General features: G+C 74.0%; 22 protein-coding genes and 1 riboswitch. Of the genes, 8 read left to right on the top strand and 14 right to left on the bottom strand.

All coding sequences use genetic code 11. The features are described from left to right. Positions 1-9: 9 nt before the first annotated feature. The 5 genes from proC to HGN31_RS12855 all read left to right on the top strand — a co-directional run bounded on the left by proC (position 10) and on the right by HGN31_RS12855 (position 3178). Positions 10-819, top strand: a complete 810-nt coding sequence (gene proC, locus HGN31_RS12835; RefSeq protein WP_168783444.1) for a pyrroline-5-carboxylate reductase — start codon at positions 10-12, stop codon at positions 817-819. Further along, on the top strand, positions 816-1181 hold the full coding sequence (locus HGN31_RS12840) for a tRNA-binding protein (protein WP_168783445.1): 366 nt from the start codon (positions 816-818) through the stop codon (positions 1179-1181). Before proC ends, HGN31_RS12840 begins: the two co-directional genes overlap by 4 nt. Then, a complete protein-coding gene (locus HGN31_RS12845) occupies positions 1181-2164 on the top strand; it encodes a 2-hydroxyacid dehydrogenase (RefSeq protein ID WP_168783446.1) in 984 nt (327 codons plus the stop codon). The genes HGN31_RS12840 and HGN31_RS12845 overlap by 1 nt, the downstream gene beginning before the upstream one ends. Before the next feature lie 29 nt (positions 2165-2193). After that, positions 2194-2394 (top strand): CsbD family protein, encoded by a 201-nt coding sequence (locus HGN31_RS12850; RefSeq protein ID WP_036702322.1) that lies wholly within the window; start codon positions 2194-2196, stop codon positions 2392-2394. A gap of 106 nt (positions 2395-2500) precedes the next feature. Further along, a complete protein-coding gene (locus HGN31_RS12855; RefSeq protein ID WP_168783447.1) occupies positions 2501-3178 on the top strand; it encodes a DUF1045 domain-containing protein in 678 nt (225 codons plus the stop codon). A gap of 6 nt (positions 3179-3184) precedes the next feature. On the opposite strand, the gene HGN31_RS12860 is transcribed toward HGN31_RS12855, so the two are convergent. Further along, on the bottom strand, positions 3185-3361 hold the full coding sequence (locus HGN31_RS12860) for a hypothetical protein (RefSeq protein ID WP_036735425.1): 177 nt from the start codon (positions 3359-3361) through the stop codon (positions 3185-3187). Between the two features lie 71 nt (positions 3362-3432). Here HGN31_RS12860 and HGN31_RS12865 point away from each other — a divergent pair, with 71 nt between their 5' ends. Further along, positions 3433-3927: a type II toxin-antitoxin system RatA family toxin gene (locus tag HGN31_RS12865; protein ID WP_168783448.1), complete on the top strand. Its 495-nt coding sequence runs from the start codon at positions 3433-3435 to the stop codon at positions 3925-3927. Here HGN31_RS12865 and HGN31_RS12870 read toward each other — a convergent pair. Beyond that, a complete protein-coding gene (locus HGN31_RS12870) occupies positions 3873-4493 on the bottom strand; it encodes a gamma-glutamyl kinase (protein WP_168783449.1) in 621 nt (206 codons plus the stop codon). The two genes, HGN31_RS12865 and HGN31_RS12870, sit on opposite strands and share 55 nt — an antisense overlap. Positions 4494-4611: 118 nt before the next feature. On the opposite strand from HGN31_RS12870, the gene HGN31_RS12875 reads away from it, so the two are divergent. Together HGN31_RS12875 and HGN31_RS12880 are read left to right on the top strand one after the other, a co-directional pair. Continuing rightward, positions 4612-5193, top strand: a complete 582-nt coding sequence (locus HGN31_RS12875; RefSeq protein WP_168783450.1) for a DUF4202 domain-containing protein — start codon at positions 4612-4614, stop codon at positions 5191-5193. Beyond that, positions 5190-5906 carry a cobalamin biosynthesis protein CbiX gene (locus tag HGN31_RS12880; protein ID WP_168783451.1) on the top strand — a complete coding sequence of 239 codons (717 nt, stop codon included), beginning with the start codon at positions 5190-5192 and terminating at the stop codon, positions 5904-5906. Before HGN31_RS12875 ends, HGN31_RS12880 begins: the two co-directional genes overlap by 4 nt. Here HGN31_RS12880 and HGN31_RS12885 read toward each other — a convergent pair. The 12 genes from HGN31_RS12885 to HGN31_RS12940 all read right to left on the bottom strand — a co-directional run bounded on the left by HGN31_RS12885 (position 5903) and on the right by HGN31_RS12940 (position 15649). Continuing rightward, positions 5903-6631, bottom strand: coding sequence for an ABC transporter permease (locus HGN31_RS12885; RefSeq protein ID WP_036735417.1), 729 nt, complete (start codon positions 6629-6631; stop codon positions 5903-5905). The genes HGN31_RS12880 and HGN31_RS12885 overlap by 4 nt on opposite strands. Continuing rightward, positions 6628-7344 (bottom strand): ABC transporter ATP-binding protein, encoded by a 717-nt coding sequence (locus HGN31_RS12890; RefSeq protein WP_168783452.1) that lies wholly within the window; start codon positions 7342-7344, stop codon positions 6628-6630. The genes HGN31_RS12885 and HGN31_RS12890 overlap by 4 nt, the downstream gene beginning before the upstream one ends. Further along, positions 7341-8033, bottom strand: coding sequence for a thiaminase II (tenA, locus tag HGN31_RS12895; RefSeq protein WP_168783453.1), 693 nt, complete (start codon positions 8031-8033; stop codon positions 7341-7343). The genes HGN31_RS12890 and tenA overlap by 4 nt, the downstream gene beginning before the upstream one ends. Next, the gene (locus HGN31_RS12900) at positions 8030-8977 is read right to left on the bottom strand and encodes an ABC transporter substrate-binding protein (protein WP_168783454.1); all 948 of its coding nucleotides are present in this window, start codon (positions 8975-8977) and stop codon (positions 8030-8032) included. The genes tenA and HGN31_RS12900 overlap by 4 nt, the downstream gene beginning before the upstream one ends. Beyond that, a complete protein-coding gene (locus HGN31_RS12905; protein WP_211096297.1) occupies positions 8974-9942 on the bottom strand; it encodes a HesA/MoeB/ThiF family protein in 969 nt (322 codons plus the stop codon). Before HGN31_RS12905 ends, HGN31_RS12900 begins: the two co-directional genes overlap by 4 nt. Continuing rightward, the gene (locus tag HGN31_RS12910; RefSeq protein WP_168783456.1) at positions 9939-10598 is read right to left on the bottom strand and encodes a thiamine phosphate synthase; all 660 of its coding nucleotides are present in this window, start codon (positions 10596-10598) and stop codon (positions 9939-9941) included. The genes HGN31_RS12905 and HGN31_RS12910 overlap by 4 nt, the downstream gene beginning before the upstream one ends. Before the next feature lie 106 nt (positions 10599-10704). After that, on the bottom strand, positions 10705-11469 hold the full coding sequence (locus HGN31_RS12915; protein ID WP_168783457.1) for a thiazole synthase: 765 nt from the start codon (positions 11467-11469) through the stop codon (positions 10705-10707). 1 nt (position 11470) lies between these two features. Further along, positions 11471-11668 (bottom strand): sulfur carrier protein ThiS, encoded by a 198-nt coding sequence (thiS, locus tag HGN31_RS12920; RefSeq protein WP_036734770.1) that lies wholly within the window; start codon positions 11666-11668, stop codon positions 11471-11473. Continuing rightward, entirely contained in the window at positions 11646-12647 is a 1002-nt protein-coding gene (gene thiO / locus HGN31_RS12925; protein ID WP_168783458.1) for a glycine oxidase ThiO, read from the bottom strand. The genes thiS and thiO overlap by 23 nt, the downstream gene beginning before the upstream one ends. Next, entirely contained in the window at positions 12644-13438 is a 795-nt protein-coding gene (thiD, locus tag HGN31_RS12930) for a bifunctional hydroxymethylpyrimidine kinase/phosphomethylpyrimidine kinase (protein WP_168783459.1), read from the bottom strand. The genes thiO and thiD overlap by 4 nt, the downstream gene beginning before the upstream one ends. Before the next feature lie 53 nt (positions 13439-13491). Continuing rightward, a riboswitch (TPP riboswitch) is annotated at positions 13492-13596 on the bottom strand. A 57-nt stretch (positions 13597-13653) separates the two neighbouring features. Then, positions 13654-14199: a GNAT family N-acetyltransferase gene (locus HGN31_RS12935; protein ID WP_211096298.1), complete on the bottom strand. Its 546-nt coding sequence runs from the start codon at positions 14197-14199 to the stop codon at positions 13654-13656. A gap of 7 nt (positions 14200-14206) precedes the next feature. Continuing rightward, positions 14207-15649, bottom strand: a complete 1443-nt coding sequence (locus tag HGN31_RS12940) for a Glu/Leu/Phe/Val family dehydrogenase (protein ID WP_036702294.1) — start codon at positions 15647-15649, stop codon at positions 14207-14209. Between the last annotated feature and the right edge of the window lie 94 nt (positions 15650-15743).

The raw sequence follows: 15743 nt of genomic DNA on the forward strand, positions 1-15743 counted from the left end.
GGGGCGCGGATGGAACTGGCGGAACTCAACGACAGGGGGCTGGTGCTCGTCGGCTGCGGCCGGATGGGCGGCGCGCTGCTCAAGGGCTGGCTCGCGCGCGGGCTGGCGCCCGAGGCGGTGCGGGTGATCGACCCGAACGCGCCCGCGTGGCTGGCCGAGCGCGGCGTGGCGACCGAGGGGCCGCTGCCCGACGACCCCGCGGTGCTGGTGCTGGCCGTCAAGCCGCAGATGATGGGCGGGGTGCTGAGCGAGCGCGCGGCGGCGGGGCAGGGGGACACGCTGGTGCTCTCGGTCGCCGCGGGCGTGACGCTGGCCGCCTATGAGCGGGCCTTCCCCGACGCCGCCATCGTGCGCGCCATGCCGAACACCCCTGCCGCCATCGGCCAGGGGATCAGCGCCATCGTCGGCAACGCCCGCGCCGGGGCGGCCGAGATGGCGCTGGCCGAGACGCTGATGGCGGCCGTGGGCCGGGTCGTGCGGCTGGACGACGAGGCGCAGATGGATGCCGTCACCGCCGTCTCGGGCTCCGGTCCCGCCTATGTCTTCCACCTGATCGAGGCGCTCGCCGCCGCCGGTGCGGCCGAGGGGCTGCCGCCGGCGCTGGCGCTGGAACTCGCCCGCGCGACCGTCGCCGGGGCTGGGGCGCTCGCCGTGGCCGAGGACGAGGACCCGGCGCGGCTGCGCGAGGCGGTGACCTCGCCCGGCGGCACCACCGCCGCGGGCCTCGCGCATCTGATGGACGCGGCCGACGGCCTGCCGCCGCTGATGCGGCGCACCGTCGCCGCCGCCGCCGCCCGCGGCCGCGAGCTCGGCGCATGAGCGGCGCGCCCGACGCCGGCCCCGCCGCCCCGATCGCGTGGGAGGATTTCGCCCGCGTGGACATCCGCGTCGGGACGATCCTGCGCGCCGAGCCCTTCCCCGAGGCCCGCAAGCCCGCGATCAAGCTGTGGGTGGACTTCGGCCCAGGCGTGGGCGAGCGGCGCAGCTCGGCCCAGATCACCCGCCACTACGACCCCGCCGGGCTGGTCGGGCGGCAGGTGCTGGGGGTGGTCAACTTCCCGCCCCGGCAGATCGGCAAGTTCCTGTCCGAGGTGCTGGTCCTCGGCCTGCCCGACGCCGAGGGCGAGGTGGTGCTGATCGGCCCCGGCCAGCCGGTTCCGAACGGCGGGCGGATGTTCTGATGCGCCTGCTCGTCACCCGCCGCATGACCGCCGCGGCCGAGGCCGCCATCGCCGAAGCCTTCGACGCCACCTTCCGCGACTCGACCGTGCCGCTGACCGAGGCCGAGGCCGCCGCCGCGCTCTCGGCCCATGACGCGATCATGCCGACGCTGGGCGACCGCTTCACCGCCGCGGCCTTTGCCGCCGCCCCGCCGCGGGCCCTCGTGCTGGCGAACTTCGGCGCCGGCTACAACCATATCGACGTGGACGCCGCCCGCGCCGCCGGCGTCATCGTCACCAACACCCCCGGCGTGGTGACCGAGGCGACCGCCGACCTCGCCCTCACGCTGATCCTGATGACCGCGCGCCGCGCGGGCGAGGGCGAGCGGCTGGTCCGCGCCGGACGCTGGACCGGCTGGCACCCGACGCAGATGCTGGGGATGCACGTCACCGGCCGCACCGTCGGCATCGTCGGCATGGGCCGCATCGGCCAGGCCATCGCCCGGCGCTGCCACGCGGGCTTCGGGATGGAGGTGCTGTTCCACAACCGCTCGACCGTCGGGGGCCTGCCGTTCCCCGCGCGGCAGGTGCCGCTGGCCGAACTGCTCGGCGCCGCCGACATCGTCGTGCTGGCCGTGCCGGGCGGGGCGGCCACCCACCACCTGATCGGCGCGCCCGAGCTGGCCGCGATGCGCCCCGGCGCGATCCTGGTCAACATCGCCCGCGGCGACGTGGTGGACGAGGCGGCGCTGATCGCGGCGCTCGCGGCGGGGCGGATCGGTGGCGCCGGGCTCGACGTCTATGAGCGCGAGCCCGAGGTGCCCGAGGCGCTCACCCGGCGCGAGGACGTGGTGCTGCTGCCCCATCTCGGCACCGCCGCCGAGGCCGTCCGCACTGACATGGCGCTGCGGGCGCTGGCCAATCTGACAGCCGTGCGGGACGGCGCCGATCCGCGCGACCGGGTGGCGTGGGGGGGAACCAACCCCTTCCCGCGACGTTGTTAGCCCAGACGCATCAACATGGAGTGTGCGACATGAACTGGGACATCATCCAGGGCAAGTGGGACCAGCTCAAAGGCTCGGTGAAAGAGCAGTGGGGCGACCTCACCGACGACGAGATCACCCAGATCGAGGGCAACCGCGACAAGATGGCCGGCAAGCTTCAGGAGAAGTATGGCTGGACCAAGACCGAGGTTGACGAGAAGATGAACGACTTCTTCCGTCGCCACGGCTGATCGCCCGGCGATCGACATGAGGGGGCGTCCTGCGGGGCGCCCCTTTTCCTATGCTGACGATGGATGCGCTGACACGGAGTGACCATCGGCTGCCGGCGAGGGGATGATGCAGGAGTTTCGACGCTACGCCATCTACGACCTCGGCCCTGACCCGTTGGCGCGGTTCGGTGCGGCGTGGCTCGGCTGGGACGCCATCGCCGGCGTCCCGCTGCCCCCCGTAGGAGGCGAGGCGATCACCGCCGTCCCCCGCCACTACGGCTTTCACGCCACGATCAAGGCGCCGTTCCGCCTCGCTGACGGCACCACCCCCGCCGCGCTGGCCGAGGCGTTCGCCGCCCTCTGCGCCACCCTCACTCCGGTCGTGCTGCCGCGCCTGACGCTGGCGGCGCTGGGCGGGGGCGACACACGCTTCGTGGCGCTGATCCCCGCCCCCCAGCCCCCCGCGCTGACGGCGCTCGCGACCCGCGTCGTGACCGACCTCGACCGCTTCCGCGCCCCCCTCTCGCCGGCCGAGATCGCCCGCCGCGACCCGGCCAGTCTGGACGCGACCGGGCGCGCCTATCTCGACCGCTGGGGCTATCCGCAGGTGCTCGACCGCTTCCGCCATCACATGACGCTGACCGGCCCGCTCTCGCCCGAGGGGGCCGCCGGGGTCATGGACACTCTCGCGCCGCGGCTTGCCCCGCTGCTGCCCGACCCGCATCCGCTGACCGCGCTGGCGCTGATGGGCGAGGACGGTGAGGGCCGCTTCCACCTGATCCGCCGCGTGCCGCTGGGCGGCTGAGCCGCCTCAGGGCCGCAGCATCCGGTGGCTGCGGGCGTCGAGCGTCGCCCACTCGGGCCACCAGCCCATCCACTCGACCGTGCCGAGCAGGATCACCGCCGCCACGATCGCCACCACCACCCGCACCTGCGCGCCCGAAGGCGGGTTGCGGACCCACTGAACCGCCCTGAGCAGCCACATCATGTTGTCGTCCGCCTTTCTGGTCTGCTAGACAGCCCCCGCCGTCGCCCGTGACGGACTGCGAAGGACTGCCCGTGCCGCAACACGCCGAAACCCGAATCCTGCCGTGGTCGGCGCAGCAGATGTATGACCTCGCGGCCGATGTGGAAAGCTATCCGCAGTTCCTGCCGTGGAACAGCGCCGCCCGCATCCGCTCGCGCAGCCCCGGACCGGACGGGTCCGAGGTGATCGAGGCAGACCTCGTCATCAGCTTCAAGGTGTTCCGCGAACGCTTCGGCAGCCGGGTCACGCTGTTCCCGGCCGAAAAGCGCATCGACACGCGCTATCTGGACGGCCCGTTCAGCCACCTGCATTCCGGCTGGCAGTTCACCGACCGCCCCGAGGGCGGCTGCGAGGTCCGTTTCTTCGTCGATTTCGAGTTCCGCAACGCCATCCTGCGCCGGGTGATCGGCGTCGTCTTCGGCGAGGCGATGTCGCGCATCGTCCGCGCCTTCGAGGACCGGGCGCGGGCGCTTTACGGGGCTGACGGGGCTGGCGGAGCGACCAGCGCGCCGTCCCACAGCGCGTAATCGTCGGCCAGTTCCGCCTGCAACCGCGCGGCCAGCGCCGGCGGCAGCGCCGTGTCGCCGGGGGGCGAGACATTGCGCCGCGGCAGGGCAAGCCGGGTCTTCAGCGCCCCCTCGAGGAACGCCACCAGCGCGTCGAGCGCCTCGTACCGGAAGAGCAGGTCCACCCCCGCGCCCTTTCCGGGGTCGAGGAACCCCGATTGCCGCCCCAGCGCCGCGCGGGCTGGGCGCGGGTCGGGGGCGAGGTATTCCTCGACGAACTGCGCGAATCCGATCCCGGCGGTCGAGCGCGGCCGCCCCGCAAGCTGCGGCCGGGTCCGGTAGCGATACCAGCTGTCGAGCCACGACTGCGGCTCGCGGATCACCGCGACGGTGCGGAAGGGCGGGCCGGGGATGGCCCGCAGGATCGGCGCGATCCGGGCGTGATACTGCGCCAGCGTCAGGTGCTTGATCTCGGCCCGCCCGCGCAGCGCGAGCTGGGCATGGGGGGCCAGCGCCTCCTCGAGCGCCGTGGTGCCGGTCTTGGGGACCGACAGCAGGACGAGGCGGGGGGCGACGAAACCGAGCATGGCGCAGGGTATCCGCGCGGGGGGCGGCGTTGGCAAGGGCAGGGCGCGGCAGGGCGGTGGACCCCGGGCCGGGCCCGTGGCATCCCTTGGGCCTGACGACCCCAACCCGGACCTGCCCATGACCTCGCCCTCCCCCCGCCGCGACGCGGTCTTCGCCGCCATCGACGCCGCCAACGCCGCCGACCCGCGGCGTGAGGACGGCGCCCCGGTCGAGCTGCTCTACGGCCAGCGGATGACCGCCGAGCAGGCGCTGCTCTACCCCGAGGCGTCGGATGCGCTCGCCATCGCCTGCCGCGGTCAGCACATCGAGCGCTGGACGCTGCCGCGGCAGGATTACCCCGAGGGGCGCGAGGGCTACCTGACCTGGCGGCGCGAGCAGGGCCGCCGCCATGCCGAGCGGGTGATGGGGCTGATGCGCGACGCGGGCTACCCCGAGCCCGAGGTCGAGGCCGCCGGGCGGATGCTGCGGAAAGAGGGGATCAAGCGCGACGCCGAGGTGCAGGCGCTCGAGGACGTGGCCTGCTTCACCTTCATCCGCCACTACCTCGGCGATTTCGCCACCACCCAGGACCCCGACCAGCTGCTGCGGATCGTCCAGAAGACCGCGCGCAAGATGTCGCCCGCCGCCCGCGAACGTGCGCTGGCCGAGTTCCCGATGCCCGAGGCCTTCGCCGCGGCCTTCCGCGAGGACGCGGCATGACCGCGCTGCCGCCCCGCTGCGCCGGCTGCACCTGCGAGGCGCCCGCGGTGACCGACCCGCAGTTCGCGGTGGTGGCGCACGGCCAGCCCGGCAACCCCGGCGTCCTCCAACCCGAGCTCGAGGCGCTGGCCGCGCGGGTGACGGCGCGGCTCGGCGCCCCGGTCGCGGGCGCGACGCTCGCCTGCCCGCGCAGCCTCGCGGCGCTCAGGGGTGTGCGGGCGATCTATCCGCTGTTCATGGCCGGCGGCTGGTTCGTCAACTCCGAGATGCCGCGCCGCCTGACCGCGGCGGGGGTCGAGGGCTACGCCGTCCTGCCCCCGCTCGGCTTCGACCCGGCGCTGCCGGCGCTGGGCGCCGACCTCGCGCGCGCGGCCGCCGCGGCGGCCGGGCTGGACCCGGCCGAGACCACGCTGGTCGTGGTCGGCCACGGCTCGTCGAAGTCGAGCGCCTCCGCCGACGCCACCCGCGCCTTTGCCGCCGCGCTGCCGCCCGGCTTCGCGCAGGTGCTGACGGTGTTTCTGGAAGAGCCGCCGCATCTCGCCGACGTGGCGCCGGACGGCCCGGCGGTCTGCCTGCCGTTCTTTGCCACCAATGGCAGCCACACCACCGACGACATCCCCGCCGACTGGGGCGACCGCGGGCCCCTGACCGCCGCCATCGGCACCACCGACGCGATCCCCTCGCTGATCGCCGCGGCGCTGCGACGGGCCTAGAACCCGCGCCGCGCCAGAGCCCGCGCCAGCCCGCGGTCGATCACGGTGTAAAGCACCAGCGACAGCGCCACGACCACGATCAGCGCGGCGAACATCAGGTCGGTCTTCATCCGCCCGTTGGCCTGGATCATCAGCGCCCCGAGGCCGCGGGCGCCGCCTACCCACTCGCCGATCACCGCGCCGACCGGCGCATAGATCGCCCCCAGCCGCAGCCCCGAGGCGAGCCGCGGCAGCGCCGCCGGCAGCCGCAGGTGCCGCAGCATGGCGAAGCGACCGGCGCCCATCACGCGAGCCACGTCCATCTGCGCGGCCGGCGGCGCCATCAGCCCGTCATAGAGCGCCTGCGCCACCGGCACGAACACGATCAGCACCACCATGGCGACCTTGGGGGCCAGTCCGAAGCCGAGCCACAGGGTCAGGATAGGGGCCAGCGCGAAGACCGGGATGACCTGGCTCACGATCAGCACCGGCGAGAGCGCCCGCCCCACCGGCCGCCATGCGGCCATCGCCAGCGCCACCGCGACCCCGATCGCGGTCCCGAGCGCGAGCCCCGCCAGCGTCGCGCGGGCGGTATAGCCGGCGGCGGTCCACAACTCGGCGCGCCCGGCCCACAGCGCCTCGGCGACCCGCGCGGGGCCGGGCAGCAGGTAGGGCGGCAGCCCGGTCAGCCAGACCGCCGCCTGCCAGAGCAGCAGCGCCACCCCGATGCCCGCCAGCGCCCTCATGCGATCAGCCGGTCGGTCAGCGCCGCCTGCGCGGCGAGCACGCCGGGCGCGTCATGGGGCCGCGGCACCGGCCCCGCGGGAGCCGGGTGGGCGGTCAGGCCCGCGGGCGTCAGCACGAGGATGCGGTCGCCCAGCCGGGCCGCCTCGGCCGGGTCATGGGTCACGATCAGCACGGTGCGGCCCGCGAGCAGCCGCACCGCCATCGCCCCGATGTCGAGCCGCAGCCGCGCGTCGAGCGCCGAGAACGGCTCGTCCAGCAGCACCAGCGGCCGGTCCTCGGCCAGCGTCCGCGCGAGCGCCACGCGCTGGCGCTGCCCGCCCGAGAGGTTGGCGGGCAGCCGCGCCTCGAACCCCTCGAGCCCCACGGCCGCGATCAGCGCCGCGATCCGGGCCGGGTCCGCCCGCTCGCCCCTGAGCCGCGCCCCGAGGCCCACGTTCTCGCGCAGCGTCAGCCACGGGAACAGCCCCGCATCCTGCCCCATCAGCGCCGCCGGCGCCGTCTCGACCGTGCCCCGGAACTCGACGCCGGTGGGCAGCCCGGCCAGAAGCCGCAGCAGCGTGGACTTGCCCACCCCCGAAGCGCCGAGCAGGCAGGTGACCCGCCCCGGCGCCAGATCGAGCGTCAGCGGCGCGAACAACCCCGGCACCTCGCCCGCGACCCGGATCGACCGGGCGCGCACGTCCTCGCCGGGGGTGCCGGCCGCCGCCATCATGCGCTGCCCAGGCCCCAGAACGCCACTTCAAGCCGTGTGGCGGTGGCGAAACGGTCGGCGAGTTCGCCCCAGCGCGGCAGCGCCTCGGGCGCCGCGCCCAGCCGCCGCGCCAGCGCCGCGTCGAGCAGCGCCCCCACCTCGCGGCAGGTTTGCTGATAGTCGTCGCCGGCGTAGGTCTCGATCCAGTCCCGATAGGGCGTGTCGGGCGCGGCCGTCGCGGCGAGCCGCAGCCCGATCTCGCCATAGCCCAGCACGCAGGGCGCGAGCGCCGCCAGCAGGTCGAGGAAGTCGCCCGAATACCCCGCCTCGAGCACGTAGCGCGTGTAGGCGAGGTTCTCGGGCGCCTCGACCGTCGCCTCGAGCGCGGCGGCGTCGATCCCGGCCGCGGCGCAGATGCCGACGTGCAGCGCCATCTCGCCATCGACCAGCGCGTGCACGGTGGCCGAGCAGGCGCGCATCTCCTCGAGCGTGCCGGCCTTGACCACCCCCAGCGCCCAGGCGCGGCTGAAGTGGATCAGGAAGCGGTAGTCCTGCGCGAGATAGGTCAGGAACGCCGCCCGGGGCAGGGTGCCGTCGCGCATCCCCTCGACGAAGGGGTGGTGGGTATAGGCGTGCCAGTCCGCGGCGCAGGCCCCGCGCCAGGCCGCAAAGGCGCGGCCATAGGCGTGCGCCTCGGGCAGCGCGCTCATTCCGCGGCCCCCGGGTCGACGGCCAGCCGGTCGACCGGCAGCACCTCGGGGACGAGGCCCGCGTCGTGCAGGAACGCCTCGAACCGCGCGTAGCGGCCGTGATCCAGCGCCGCGGGCGAGATGGCGAAGCGGCCGAAGGTGTCGTCCCAGGCCTTGGTGTTCAGCTCGTCCTTGAGGTCGGGGGCGTGGGCGGCAAAGACCTCGCGCGCCTCGTCGGGGTGGTTCAGCATGAACTGCGTCGCCCGCTCGACGGCGCCGAGGAAGCGGTTCACCCGTGCGCGGTCCAGCGTGTCGCGGTTGGCGACGAAGATCAGCTCGTCATAGGCGGGCAGGCCGTTCTCCTCGACGAAGAAGCACTTGCCGGTGCCGCCCGCGATCCGCATCTGCGTCAGCTCGAAGTTGCGATAGGCGCCGATGGTGGCGTCCACCTGCCCCGACATCAGCGCCGGGGTGAGCGACCAGTTGACGTTGACCATCTCGACGTCGTCCATCGTCAGCCCCGCGGTCTTGAGCAGCGCCGCCACCACCGCCTGCTCGACGCCCGAGACCGAATAGCCGATCTTGCGCCCCTTGAGGTCAGCGAGCGTCTTCACCGGGCCGTCCTCGCGCACCATCAGGCAGTTGAGCGGCGTGCCGACCAGTGTGCCGACGCGCACCAGCGGCAGCCCCTCGTGGACCTGCAGGTGCAGCTGCGGCTGATAGCTCACCGCCAGATCGGCGCGGCCGGCGGCGACCAGCTTGGGCGGGTCGGCGGGGTCGGCGGGGGCCACGATCTCGACCTCAAGCCCGGCGTCGGCGAAATAGCCCTTGTCCTGGGCGAGGATGATCGGCGCGTGGTCGGGGTTGATGAACCAGTCCAGCATCAGCGTCATCTTGTCGGCGGCCAGCGCCGGCTGGGCCAGCAGCGCGAAGGCCGCGGCGGCGAGGGTGCGGGTCAGGGTCATCCAGGGTCTCCGGTTGCGATGAGGACGATGGGCAGCCCGGGCCGCCGGGCGGCGGCGGCGCGGGCGGCGCGCCAGGCCCTGAGGCCCGAGCGGCAGGCATAGACGGTGCGGCCGGCGTGGGCCTCGGGCGGCAGGGGGGGCGCGTCGGCGGTGCCCCGCAGGGCGCCGGGCGAGACGGGGACGGGCGCCTCGTCCGGCCCGCGCAGGTCGACGACGAAATCCGCCGGCCCGAGGTCGGCCGCGTCGATGAAGCGCAGCGGGTCCGCCGGTTCCGGCGCGCCGTCGAAGCGGAACCCGCCGAAGCGCAGCCCCGCCCCCAGCGTGACGAGCTGTCCCAGCGGCGAGGGCGCGAGCCCGAGGATCACCGCCAGCGCCATCTGCGCCTGCGCCGCGCCCAGCATCGCCACCACCGGCCCGAGCACCCCGGCCGAGGCGCAGGTCGCGGCGCGCTCGGGCAGGTCGGGGAACACGGCGCGCAGCGAGGGCGCCTCGCCGCAGAACCCGCCGACATAGCCGCCCATCCCCAGCGCCGAGGCCGAGATCAGCGGCACCCCCGCCGCCGCGCAGGCGTCCGAGAGGATATAGCTCACCGCGAAGCTGTCGGCGCTGTCGAGCACGACCTGCGCCTCGGCCACCAGCGCCGGCGCATTGGCGGGCGTCAGCCGCTCGGCCCGCGCGTTGACGCCGACCGCATCGTCGAGGGCGGCGACAAAGGCCGCCGCGGACTGCGCCTTGCCCCAGCCGACGCGGCCGGCATGGATCGGCTGGCGGTGCAGGTTGCCGGTCTCGACCACGTCGGGATCGAGGATGGTCATCGACCCGATCCCGGCCCCGGCCAGCGCCATGATCGCGGGCGAGCCGAGCCCGCCCGCGCCCACGATCAGCACATGCGCGCGGGCGATGCGCGCCTGGCCGGCGGCGCCGACCTCGGGCAGGACGATCTGGCGGGCGTGGCGGTCGCTCATCGGCCGGTGTCTCCTCCGCTGTCTGTCTGGTCCGAATGCCCATCGGCGCCGGATGCCCCTTCGCCGGTTGCGTCCAGCCATTCGCGCATCCGCGCCTCGGGGTCGGGGTTCAGGGTGATGTCGGTCACCGCCGAGACGACGTCCGCCCCGGCCGCCAGCGCCGCGCGCCCGCGCTCGGGCGTGAGCCCGCCGATCGCCACCAGCGGCACGTCGCCCGTGCGGGCCTTCCACGCGGTCACCCGCGCCAGCCCCTGCGGCGCCCATTTCATCGCCTTGAGGATCGTGGGCCAGACCGGCCCCAGCGCCACGTAGTCGGGCCGCGTGGCGAGCGCCCGGTCCAGCTCGGCTTCGTCATGGGTCGAGACGCCGAGCCGCAGCCCGGCGCGGCGGATCGCGGGCAGGTCGGCGTCGTCCAGATCCTCCTGCCCCAGATGCAGCCAGTCGCAGCCGAGGTCGATGGCGAGGCGCCAGTGGTCATTGACGACCAGCAGCGCGCCCCTGGCGCGGGCCATGTCGCGGGCGCGGGCGATCTCGGCGCGCAACGCCGCCTCGTCCGCTTCCTTGATCCGCAGCTGGATGAGTCGCGCGCCGCTGTCCAGCCCGCGCGCCACCCAGTCGGCGCTGTCGAAGATCGGGTAGAACCGGGGCAGGGTCACGGTCTGGTCCTTTCGTCGCCGCCGCAGCGGGGGCTTCGCGCCCCCGCACCCCCGCGGGATATTTCCGCAGGAAATAAAGGGGGAAAGAGGGGGGCGGGGCGCGCGGTCATGCGAGGAACGCCTTGCCGATCACCGGGGTCGAGGGGGTGGCCATGTCGCGCGGCTCGATGGGGTCGGCAAGGTGGGCGGCGCGCCCGGCCTCGGCGGCCTGCGCCATGGCGCGGGCCATCGCCACCGGGTCGCCCGCACGGGCCACGGCGGTGTTCAGGAGGATCGCGTCGAACCCCAGCTCCATCGCCGCCGCCGCGTGGCTCGGCAGGCCGATCCCCGCGTCCACCACCAGCGGCACCTCGGGGAAGGCCGCGCGCAGCGCCCTGAGCCCGTGCGGGTTCGCCAGCCCGAGGCCCGAGCCGATCGGCGCGCCCCAGGGCATCAGCACCTCGCAGCCCGCGGCGAGCAGCCGCTCACAGACCGACAGATCCTCGGTGCAGTAGGGGAACACCTTGAACCCCTCGGCGCTGAGCGCGCGGGCCGCCTCGACCAGCCCGAAGACGTCGGGGGAGAGCAGGTCGCTGTGCCCGATCACCTCGAGCTTGATCCAGTCGGTGCCGAGAAGTTCGCGCGCCATCTGCGCGGTGGTGATCGCCTCGCGCGCGGTGTGGCAGCCGGCGGTGTTGGGCAGCAGCCGCACCCCCAGCCCCTCGACCAGGCGCAGGAAATCCTGCCCCGCGCCCGCTTCGCGCCGCAGGCTGACCGTGGCGACCCCGGCGCCCGAGGCGCGGAACGCCTCGGCCAGGATCGCGGGCGAGGGGTATTGCGCGGTCCCCAGCATCAACGGCGAGGCGACCTCGGTGCCATAGAAAACCGCCATCTCAGCCCCCCTGCATCGGCGCGACGATTTCCAGCGCGTCGCCGGGCGACAGCGCCGTATCCGCCCGCGCGCCGGCCGGAACGAAGGCGCCGTTCAGCGCGGTGGCGACGCGCGCCTCGGCCAGCCCCTCGGCGGCGAGCGCCTCGGCCACGGTCGCGGCGTCGATCTCGCGCGGCTCACCGTTGATCGTCAGTTTCATGCCAGAACTCCGGTTGTGCGCCCGTCTCGAAATGGTCGGCCAGCTGCACCGCGACCGCGGGCGCCAGCAGGTAGCCGTGCCGGTAGAGGCCGTTGGCGTAGAGCCTCTCGCCCCCGTCAGGGTGGGTGGCCCGCCCGATCCGGGGCAGGTTGTCGGGGAAGGCCGGGCGCGCATCGGCCCCCAGCTCGAGGATCTCGGCCTCGCCGAACGCCGGGTGCAGCGCGAAGGCCGCGCTCAGCAGTTCGAGCACCGAGCGGGCGGTGACGACGCCGCGGCGGTCGCTCTCGATCATCGTGGCGCCGATCATGAACACCCCGTCGCCGCGCGGCACGAGGTAGATCGGCACCCGCGGATGAAGAAGCCGCACGGGCCGGGCAAGGCTGATCTCGGGGCAGCGCAGCACCAGCATCTCGCCCCGCACCCCGCGCAGGTCGGGCAGGATGTCGCGCGAGGCGAGCCCGCGGCAGTCGATGATCTGCCCCGGATCGGCGGGCAGCGTCGGCTGGACGGTGATGCCCTGCGCCGCCAGCCCCGCCACCAGCGCGGCCAGCGCCGCGCGGGGGTCGAGATGCGCCTCGCCCGAGAAGAACAGCGCCCGCTCGAACCGCCCGGCGAGGTCGGGCTCGAGCGCGCCGATCGCGCCGGGGTCGAGCAGGTCAAAGGCGTGGGTCCGGCGGGCGAAGCGGTCCAGCTCGCGCCGGTCGCGCCCCAGCGCCACCACGAGCGTTCCGGCGCGGGTGACGCCGCCGGCGTTCGCCTCCCACCAGTCGAGGGCGGCCTGGCCGTGGCGCAGAACCGGCTCTTCGGCGTTCTCGAACTCGCAGAAGGGGGCGAGCATCCCGCCCGCCCACCACGAGCAGCCGTGCCCACCGGGGCCGGACGCGGGGTCCACCAGCGTCACCGCATGACCGCGCCGGGCCAGCTCGGTCGCAACGCAGAGGCCCATGACCCCGGCGCCGAGGATCGTTGCGCGGCTCATGCGGGCCACCAGGCGTGGAAGTGATGCACCGGCCCGTGCCCCGAGCCGACGCGCAGCCGGTCGGCGGCGACGATGGCCTGGTGCAGCCAGCCGTGGGCGCGGGCCACCGCCTCGGGCACGCTCAGGCCCTGGGCGAGGCCCGCCGCGATGGCAGCGCTGAGCGTGCAGCCGGTGCCGTGGGTGTTGCGGGTGGCGATCCGGGGGGCGGCGAAGCGCCGGGGCTCGGGGCCGGTGAGCAGGTCGGTCAGCGTGTCGCCCTCGGCGTGGCCGCCCTTCATCAGCACCCACGCCGGCCCCATGGCGCGCAGCGCCTCGCCCTGCGCGGCGGTTTCGGTGGCGTCCTGCGCCAACATCCGGTCCAGAAGCCGCGCCGCCTCGGGCAGGTTCGGGGTCAGCACCGTGGCCATCGGCAGAAGCCGGTCGATCATCGCCGCGATGGCCGGCGCGTCGATCAGCCGGTCGCCGGACTTGGCGATCATCACCGGGTCGAGCACGATGGGTGCGGCGCAGCCGTCGAGCGCGTCGGCCACCGCCTCGGTCGCTTCGGCCGTGCCGAGCATCCCGATCTTCACCGCGGCCACGTCGAGGTCGTCCAGCACCGCCGCGATCTGCGCCCTGATCATCGCCGGCGACACGCCCTCGATCCGCGTCACCGCGCGGGTGTTCTGGGCGGTGACCGCGGTCAGGGCGCTGGCGCCGTAGACGCCGAGCGCGGAAAAGGTTTTCAGGTCAGCCTGAATGCCGGCTCCGCCGCCGCTGTCCGACCCCGCGATGGTCAGCGCAATCGCCATGTCGTCCCCACAAGGTGGGGTCGTCCGGTGCGGGGGAATGGACCGCAGAGAGGTCTGCGGCGTGGCCCGTTCCCTTCGCCGGCATGACCCGGATCAGGTTCGATGGGTGCTGTGCCTGGCACATCTCAGCCCCGCGCGGGGCGCCCCAACGAGCAGTTAACTGTCAGATAAGCCGCCCGCGGCGCCGGTGCAAGGCTCGGGCGGGCCGGGGCACGTCAGGGGGCGGGGTCGGGACCGGGCGCGGGCCGGTCGTCGAGCTCGAGCTGCAGGAACGCGAGGTCGAGCCAGCGCCCGAACTTGGCCCCGACCTGCGGCAGATGCCCGGTCTGGCGGAACCCCATCCGCTCGTGCAGCCGGATCGAGCCGGTGTTCTCGGCCGCGATCCCGGCCACCATGACGTGCTTGCCCAGCGCCCGCGCCCGGTCGATGAGCGCGGTGAGCAGGGCCGCCCCAATGCCGCCGCCGCGCACGTCCGCCCGGACATAGACGGAATGCTCGACGGTGAAGCGGTAGCCGTCGAAGGCCCGCCAGTCGCCGAAGCTCGCGTAGCCCAGCACCGCGCCCTCGGCGCCGGTGGCGACGAACACCGGATAGCCCGCCGCCTGCCGCGCCGCCATCCACGCGGCGCGGTTGGCGGCGTCGACGGGGGTCAGGTTCCAGACCGCCGTCGTCCCCGTCACCGCGTCGTTGTAGATCGCGGCGATCGCCCCGGCATCCGCCGGTCCCGCCTCGCGGATCGTCACCCCCGCATCCAGCGCCATCGCGACCCTAGAGCCCCAGCGCGCGATAGCTCGCGGCGATGCGCGAGATCGCCACCATATAGCCCGCGGTCCGCAGGTCCGGCACCTTGTCGTTGCTTTCAAGCACCGCGACCATGTTCTGCAGCGCCCCCCGCATGGTGTCGTCCAGCCCCGAGCGCACCAGCTCGAGCTCGTCGGCGCCGCGCAGGTATTTCTGCTTGAACCCCTCGGACAGGGTCCAGCCCAGCCCCTCGTCGGCCGACAGCCGCTCGAGCTCTTCGACGAGGATGCGGTGGCGGGCCTCCTCCTGCCGGCGTTCCATCCGGCCGAAGCTGATGTGACCGAGGTTCTTGACCCACTCGAAGTAGCTGACCGTGACGCCGCCCGCGTTGGCGTAGAGATCGGGGACGATGACCACGCCACGGGCGCGCAGGATCGCGTCGGCCTCGGCGGTGATCGGGCCGTTCGCGGCCTCGACGATGAGGGGGGCGCGGATGCCCTCGGCGTTGCCGCGGTGAATCGCGCCCTCGAGCGCCGCGGGGATGAGGATGTCGCAGTCAAGCTCCAGCGCCTTGGCCGAGTCGGGCTCGAAGGTCGCGCCGGGGAAGTCGCGGACCCCGCCGGTCGATTTCATGTGCGCCTGCAGCTCGAGAATGTTGAGCCCCGCGGGGTTCATAACCGCGCCGTCGCGCTCGGCCACCGCGACGATCCGCGCGCCGTCCTCGGTGGACAGGAACTGCGCCGCGTGGAAGCCCACGTTGCCCAGGCCCTGCACCACGATCCGCTTGCCGTCGAGCGTGCCCGACAGCCCCGCACGGGTCAGGACCGAGGGGGTGCGGAACACCTCGCGCAGCGCGTATTGCACGCCGCGCCCGGTCGCCTCGATCCGCCCGGCGATGCCGCCGAAGCTGATCGGCTTGCCGGTGACGCAGGCGCGCGCGTCGATGTCCTCGGGGTGAAGCCGCTTGTAGGCGTCGGCCATCCACGCCATCTCGCGCTCGCCGGTGCCCATGTCGGGGGCGGGGACGTTCTGCGCGGGCGAGATCAGCCGCCGCCGGCTCAGCTCATAGGTGAAGCGGCGGGTGATCTTTTCCAGCTCGTCCTCGTCCCAGGCGCGCGGGTCGATGGTCAGCCCGCCCTTCGAGCCGCCGAACGGCAGCTCGACCAGCGCGCATTTGTAGCTCATCAGCGCGGCCAGCGCCTCGACCTCGTCCTGGTCCACGTTGAGCGCATAGCGGATGCCGCCCTTGACCGGCTCCTGATGTTCCGAGTGGACGGCGCGGTAGCCGGTGAAGGTGTGGATCTCGCCCCGCAGCCGGACGCCGAAGCGGACGACATAGGTCGAGTTGCAGACCCGGATCTTCTCTTCGAGCCCCGGGGGCAGGTCCATGAGCTGGGCGGCCTCGGTGAACATCCGGTCCACCGAATCGCGGAACGAGGCGGCGGGCGGGGCGGTGAGGACGGCGCTCATGAAGGATCCCTTGGTGATGGCGCCCGGCAGGCTGTCCGGGGCGCGCAGGTGGCGAATGGACGTTACGTTAGCTGCCGGATTCCGCTTGTAAACC

The sequence above is a fragment of the Paracoccus sanguinis genome, from assembly GCF_012689545.1.
Lineage (GTDB): Bacteria > Pseudomonadota > Alphaproteobacteria > Rhodobacterales > Rhodobacteraceae > Paracoccus > Paracoccus panacisoli.

Coding starts and splice junctions, on each gene's coding strand:
- HGN31_RS12845 (WP_168783446.1), top strand. CDS start 1,181: ATGCGCCTGCTCGTCACCCGCCGCATGACCGCCGCGGCCGAGGCCGCC.
- HGN31_RS12855 (WP_168783447.1), top strand. CDS start 2,501: ATGCAGGAGTTTCGACGCTACGCCATCTACGACCTCGGCCCTGACCCG.
- HGN31_RS12880 (WP_168783451.1), top strand. CDS start 5,190: ATGACCGCGCTGCCGCCCCGCTGCGCCGGCTGCACCTGCGAGGCGCCC.
- thiS (WP_036734770.1), bottom strand. CDS start 11,668: ATGAAACTGACGATCAACGGTGAGCCGCGCGAGATCGACGCCGCGACC.
- HGN31_RS12885 (WP_036735417.1), bottom strand. CDS start 6,631: ATGAGGGCGCTGGCGGGCATCGGGGTGGCGCTGCTGCTCTGGCAGGCG.
- thiO (WP_168783458.1), bottom strand. CDS start 12,647: ATGAGCCGCGCAACGATCCTCGGCGCCGGGGTCATGGGCCTCTGCGTT.
- HGN31_RS12900 (WP_168783454.1), bottom strand. CDS start 8,977: ATGACCCTGACCCGCACCCTCGCCGCCGCGGCCTTCGCGCTGCTGGCC.
- HGN31_RS12860 (WP_036735425.1), bottom strand. CDS start 3,361: ATGATGTGGCTGCTCAGGGCGGTTCAGTGGGTCCGCAACCCGCCTTCG.
- thiD (WP_168783459.1), bottom strand. CDS start 13,438: ATGGCGATTGCGCTGACCATCGCGGGGTCGGACAGCGGCGGCGGAGCC.
- HGN31_RS12935 (WP_211096298.1), bottom strand. CDS start 14,199: ATGGCGCTGGATGCGGGGGTGACGATCCGCGAGGCGGGACCGGCGGAT.
- HGN31_RS12875 (WP_168783450.1), top strand. CDS start 4,612: ATGACCTCGCCCTCCCCCCGCCGCGACGCGGTCTTCGCCGCCATCGAC.
- tenA (WP_168783453.1), bottom strand. CDS start 8,033: ATGAGCGCGCTGCCCGAGGCGCACGCCTATGGCCGCGCCTTTGCGGCC.
- HGN31_RS12940 (WP_036702294.1), bottom strand. CDS start 15,649: ATGAGCGCCGTCCTCACCGCCCCGCCCGCCGCCTCGTTCCGCGATTCG.
- proC (WP_168783444.1), top strand. CDS start 10: ATGGAACTGGCGGAACTCAACGACAGGGGGCTGGTGCTCGTCGGCTGC.
- HGN31_RS12905 (WP_211096297.1), bottom strand. CDS start 9,942: ATGAGCGACCGCCACGCCCGCCAGATCGTCCTGCCCGAGGTCGGCGCC.
- HGN31_RS12870 (WP_168783449.1), bottom strand. CDS start 4,493: ATGCTCGGTTTCGTCGCCCCCCGCCTCGTCCTGCTGTCGGTCCCCAAG.
- HGN31_RS12850 (WP_036702322.1), top strand. CDS start 2,194: ATGAACTGGGACATCATCCAGGGCAAGTGGGACCAGCTCAAAGGCTCG.
- HGN31_RS12840 (WP_168783445.1), top strand. CDS start 816: ATGAGCGGCGCGCCCGACGCCGGCCCCGCCGCCCCGATCGCGTGGGAG.
- HGN31_RS12915 (WP_168783457.1), bottom strand. CDS start 11,469: ATGGCGGTTTTCTATGGCACCGAGGTCGCCTCGCCGTTGATGCTGGGG.
- HGN31_RS12890 (WP_168783452.1), bottom strand. CDS start 7,344: ATGATGGCGGCGGCCGGCACCCCCGGCGAGGACGTGCGCGCCCGGTCG.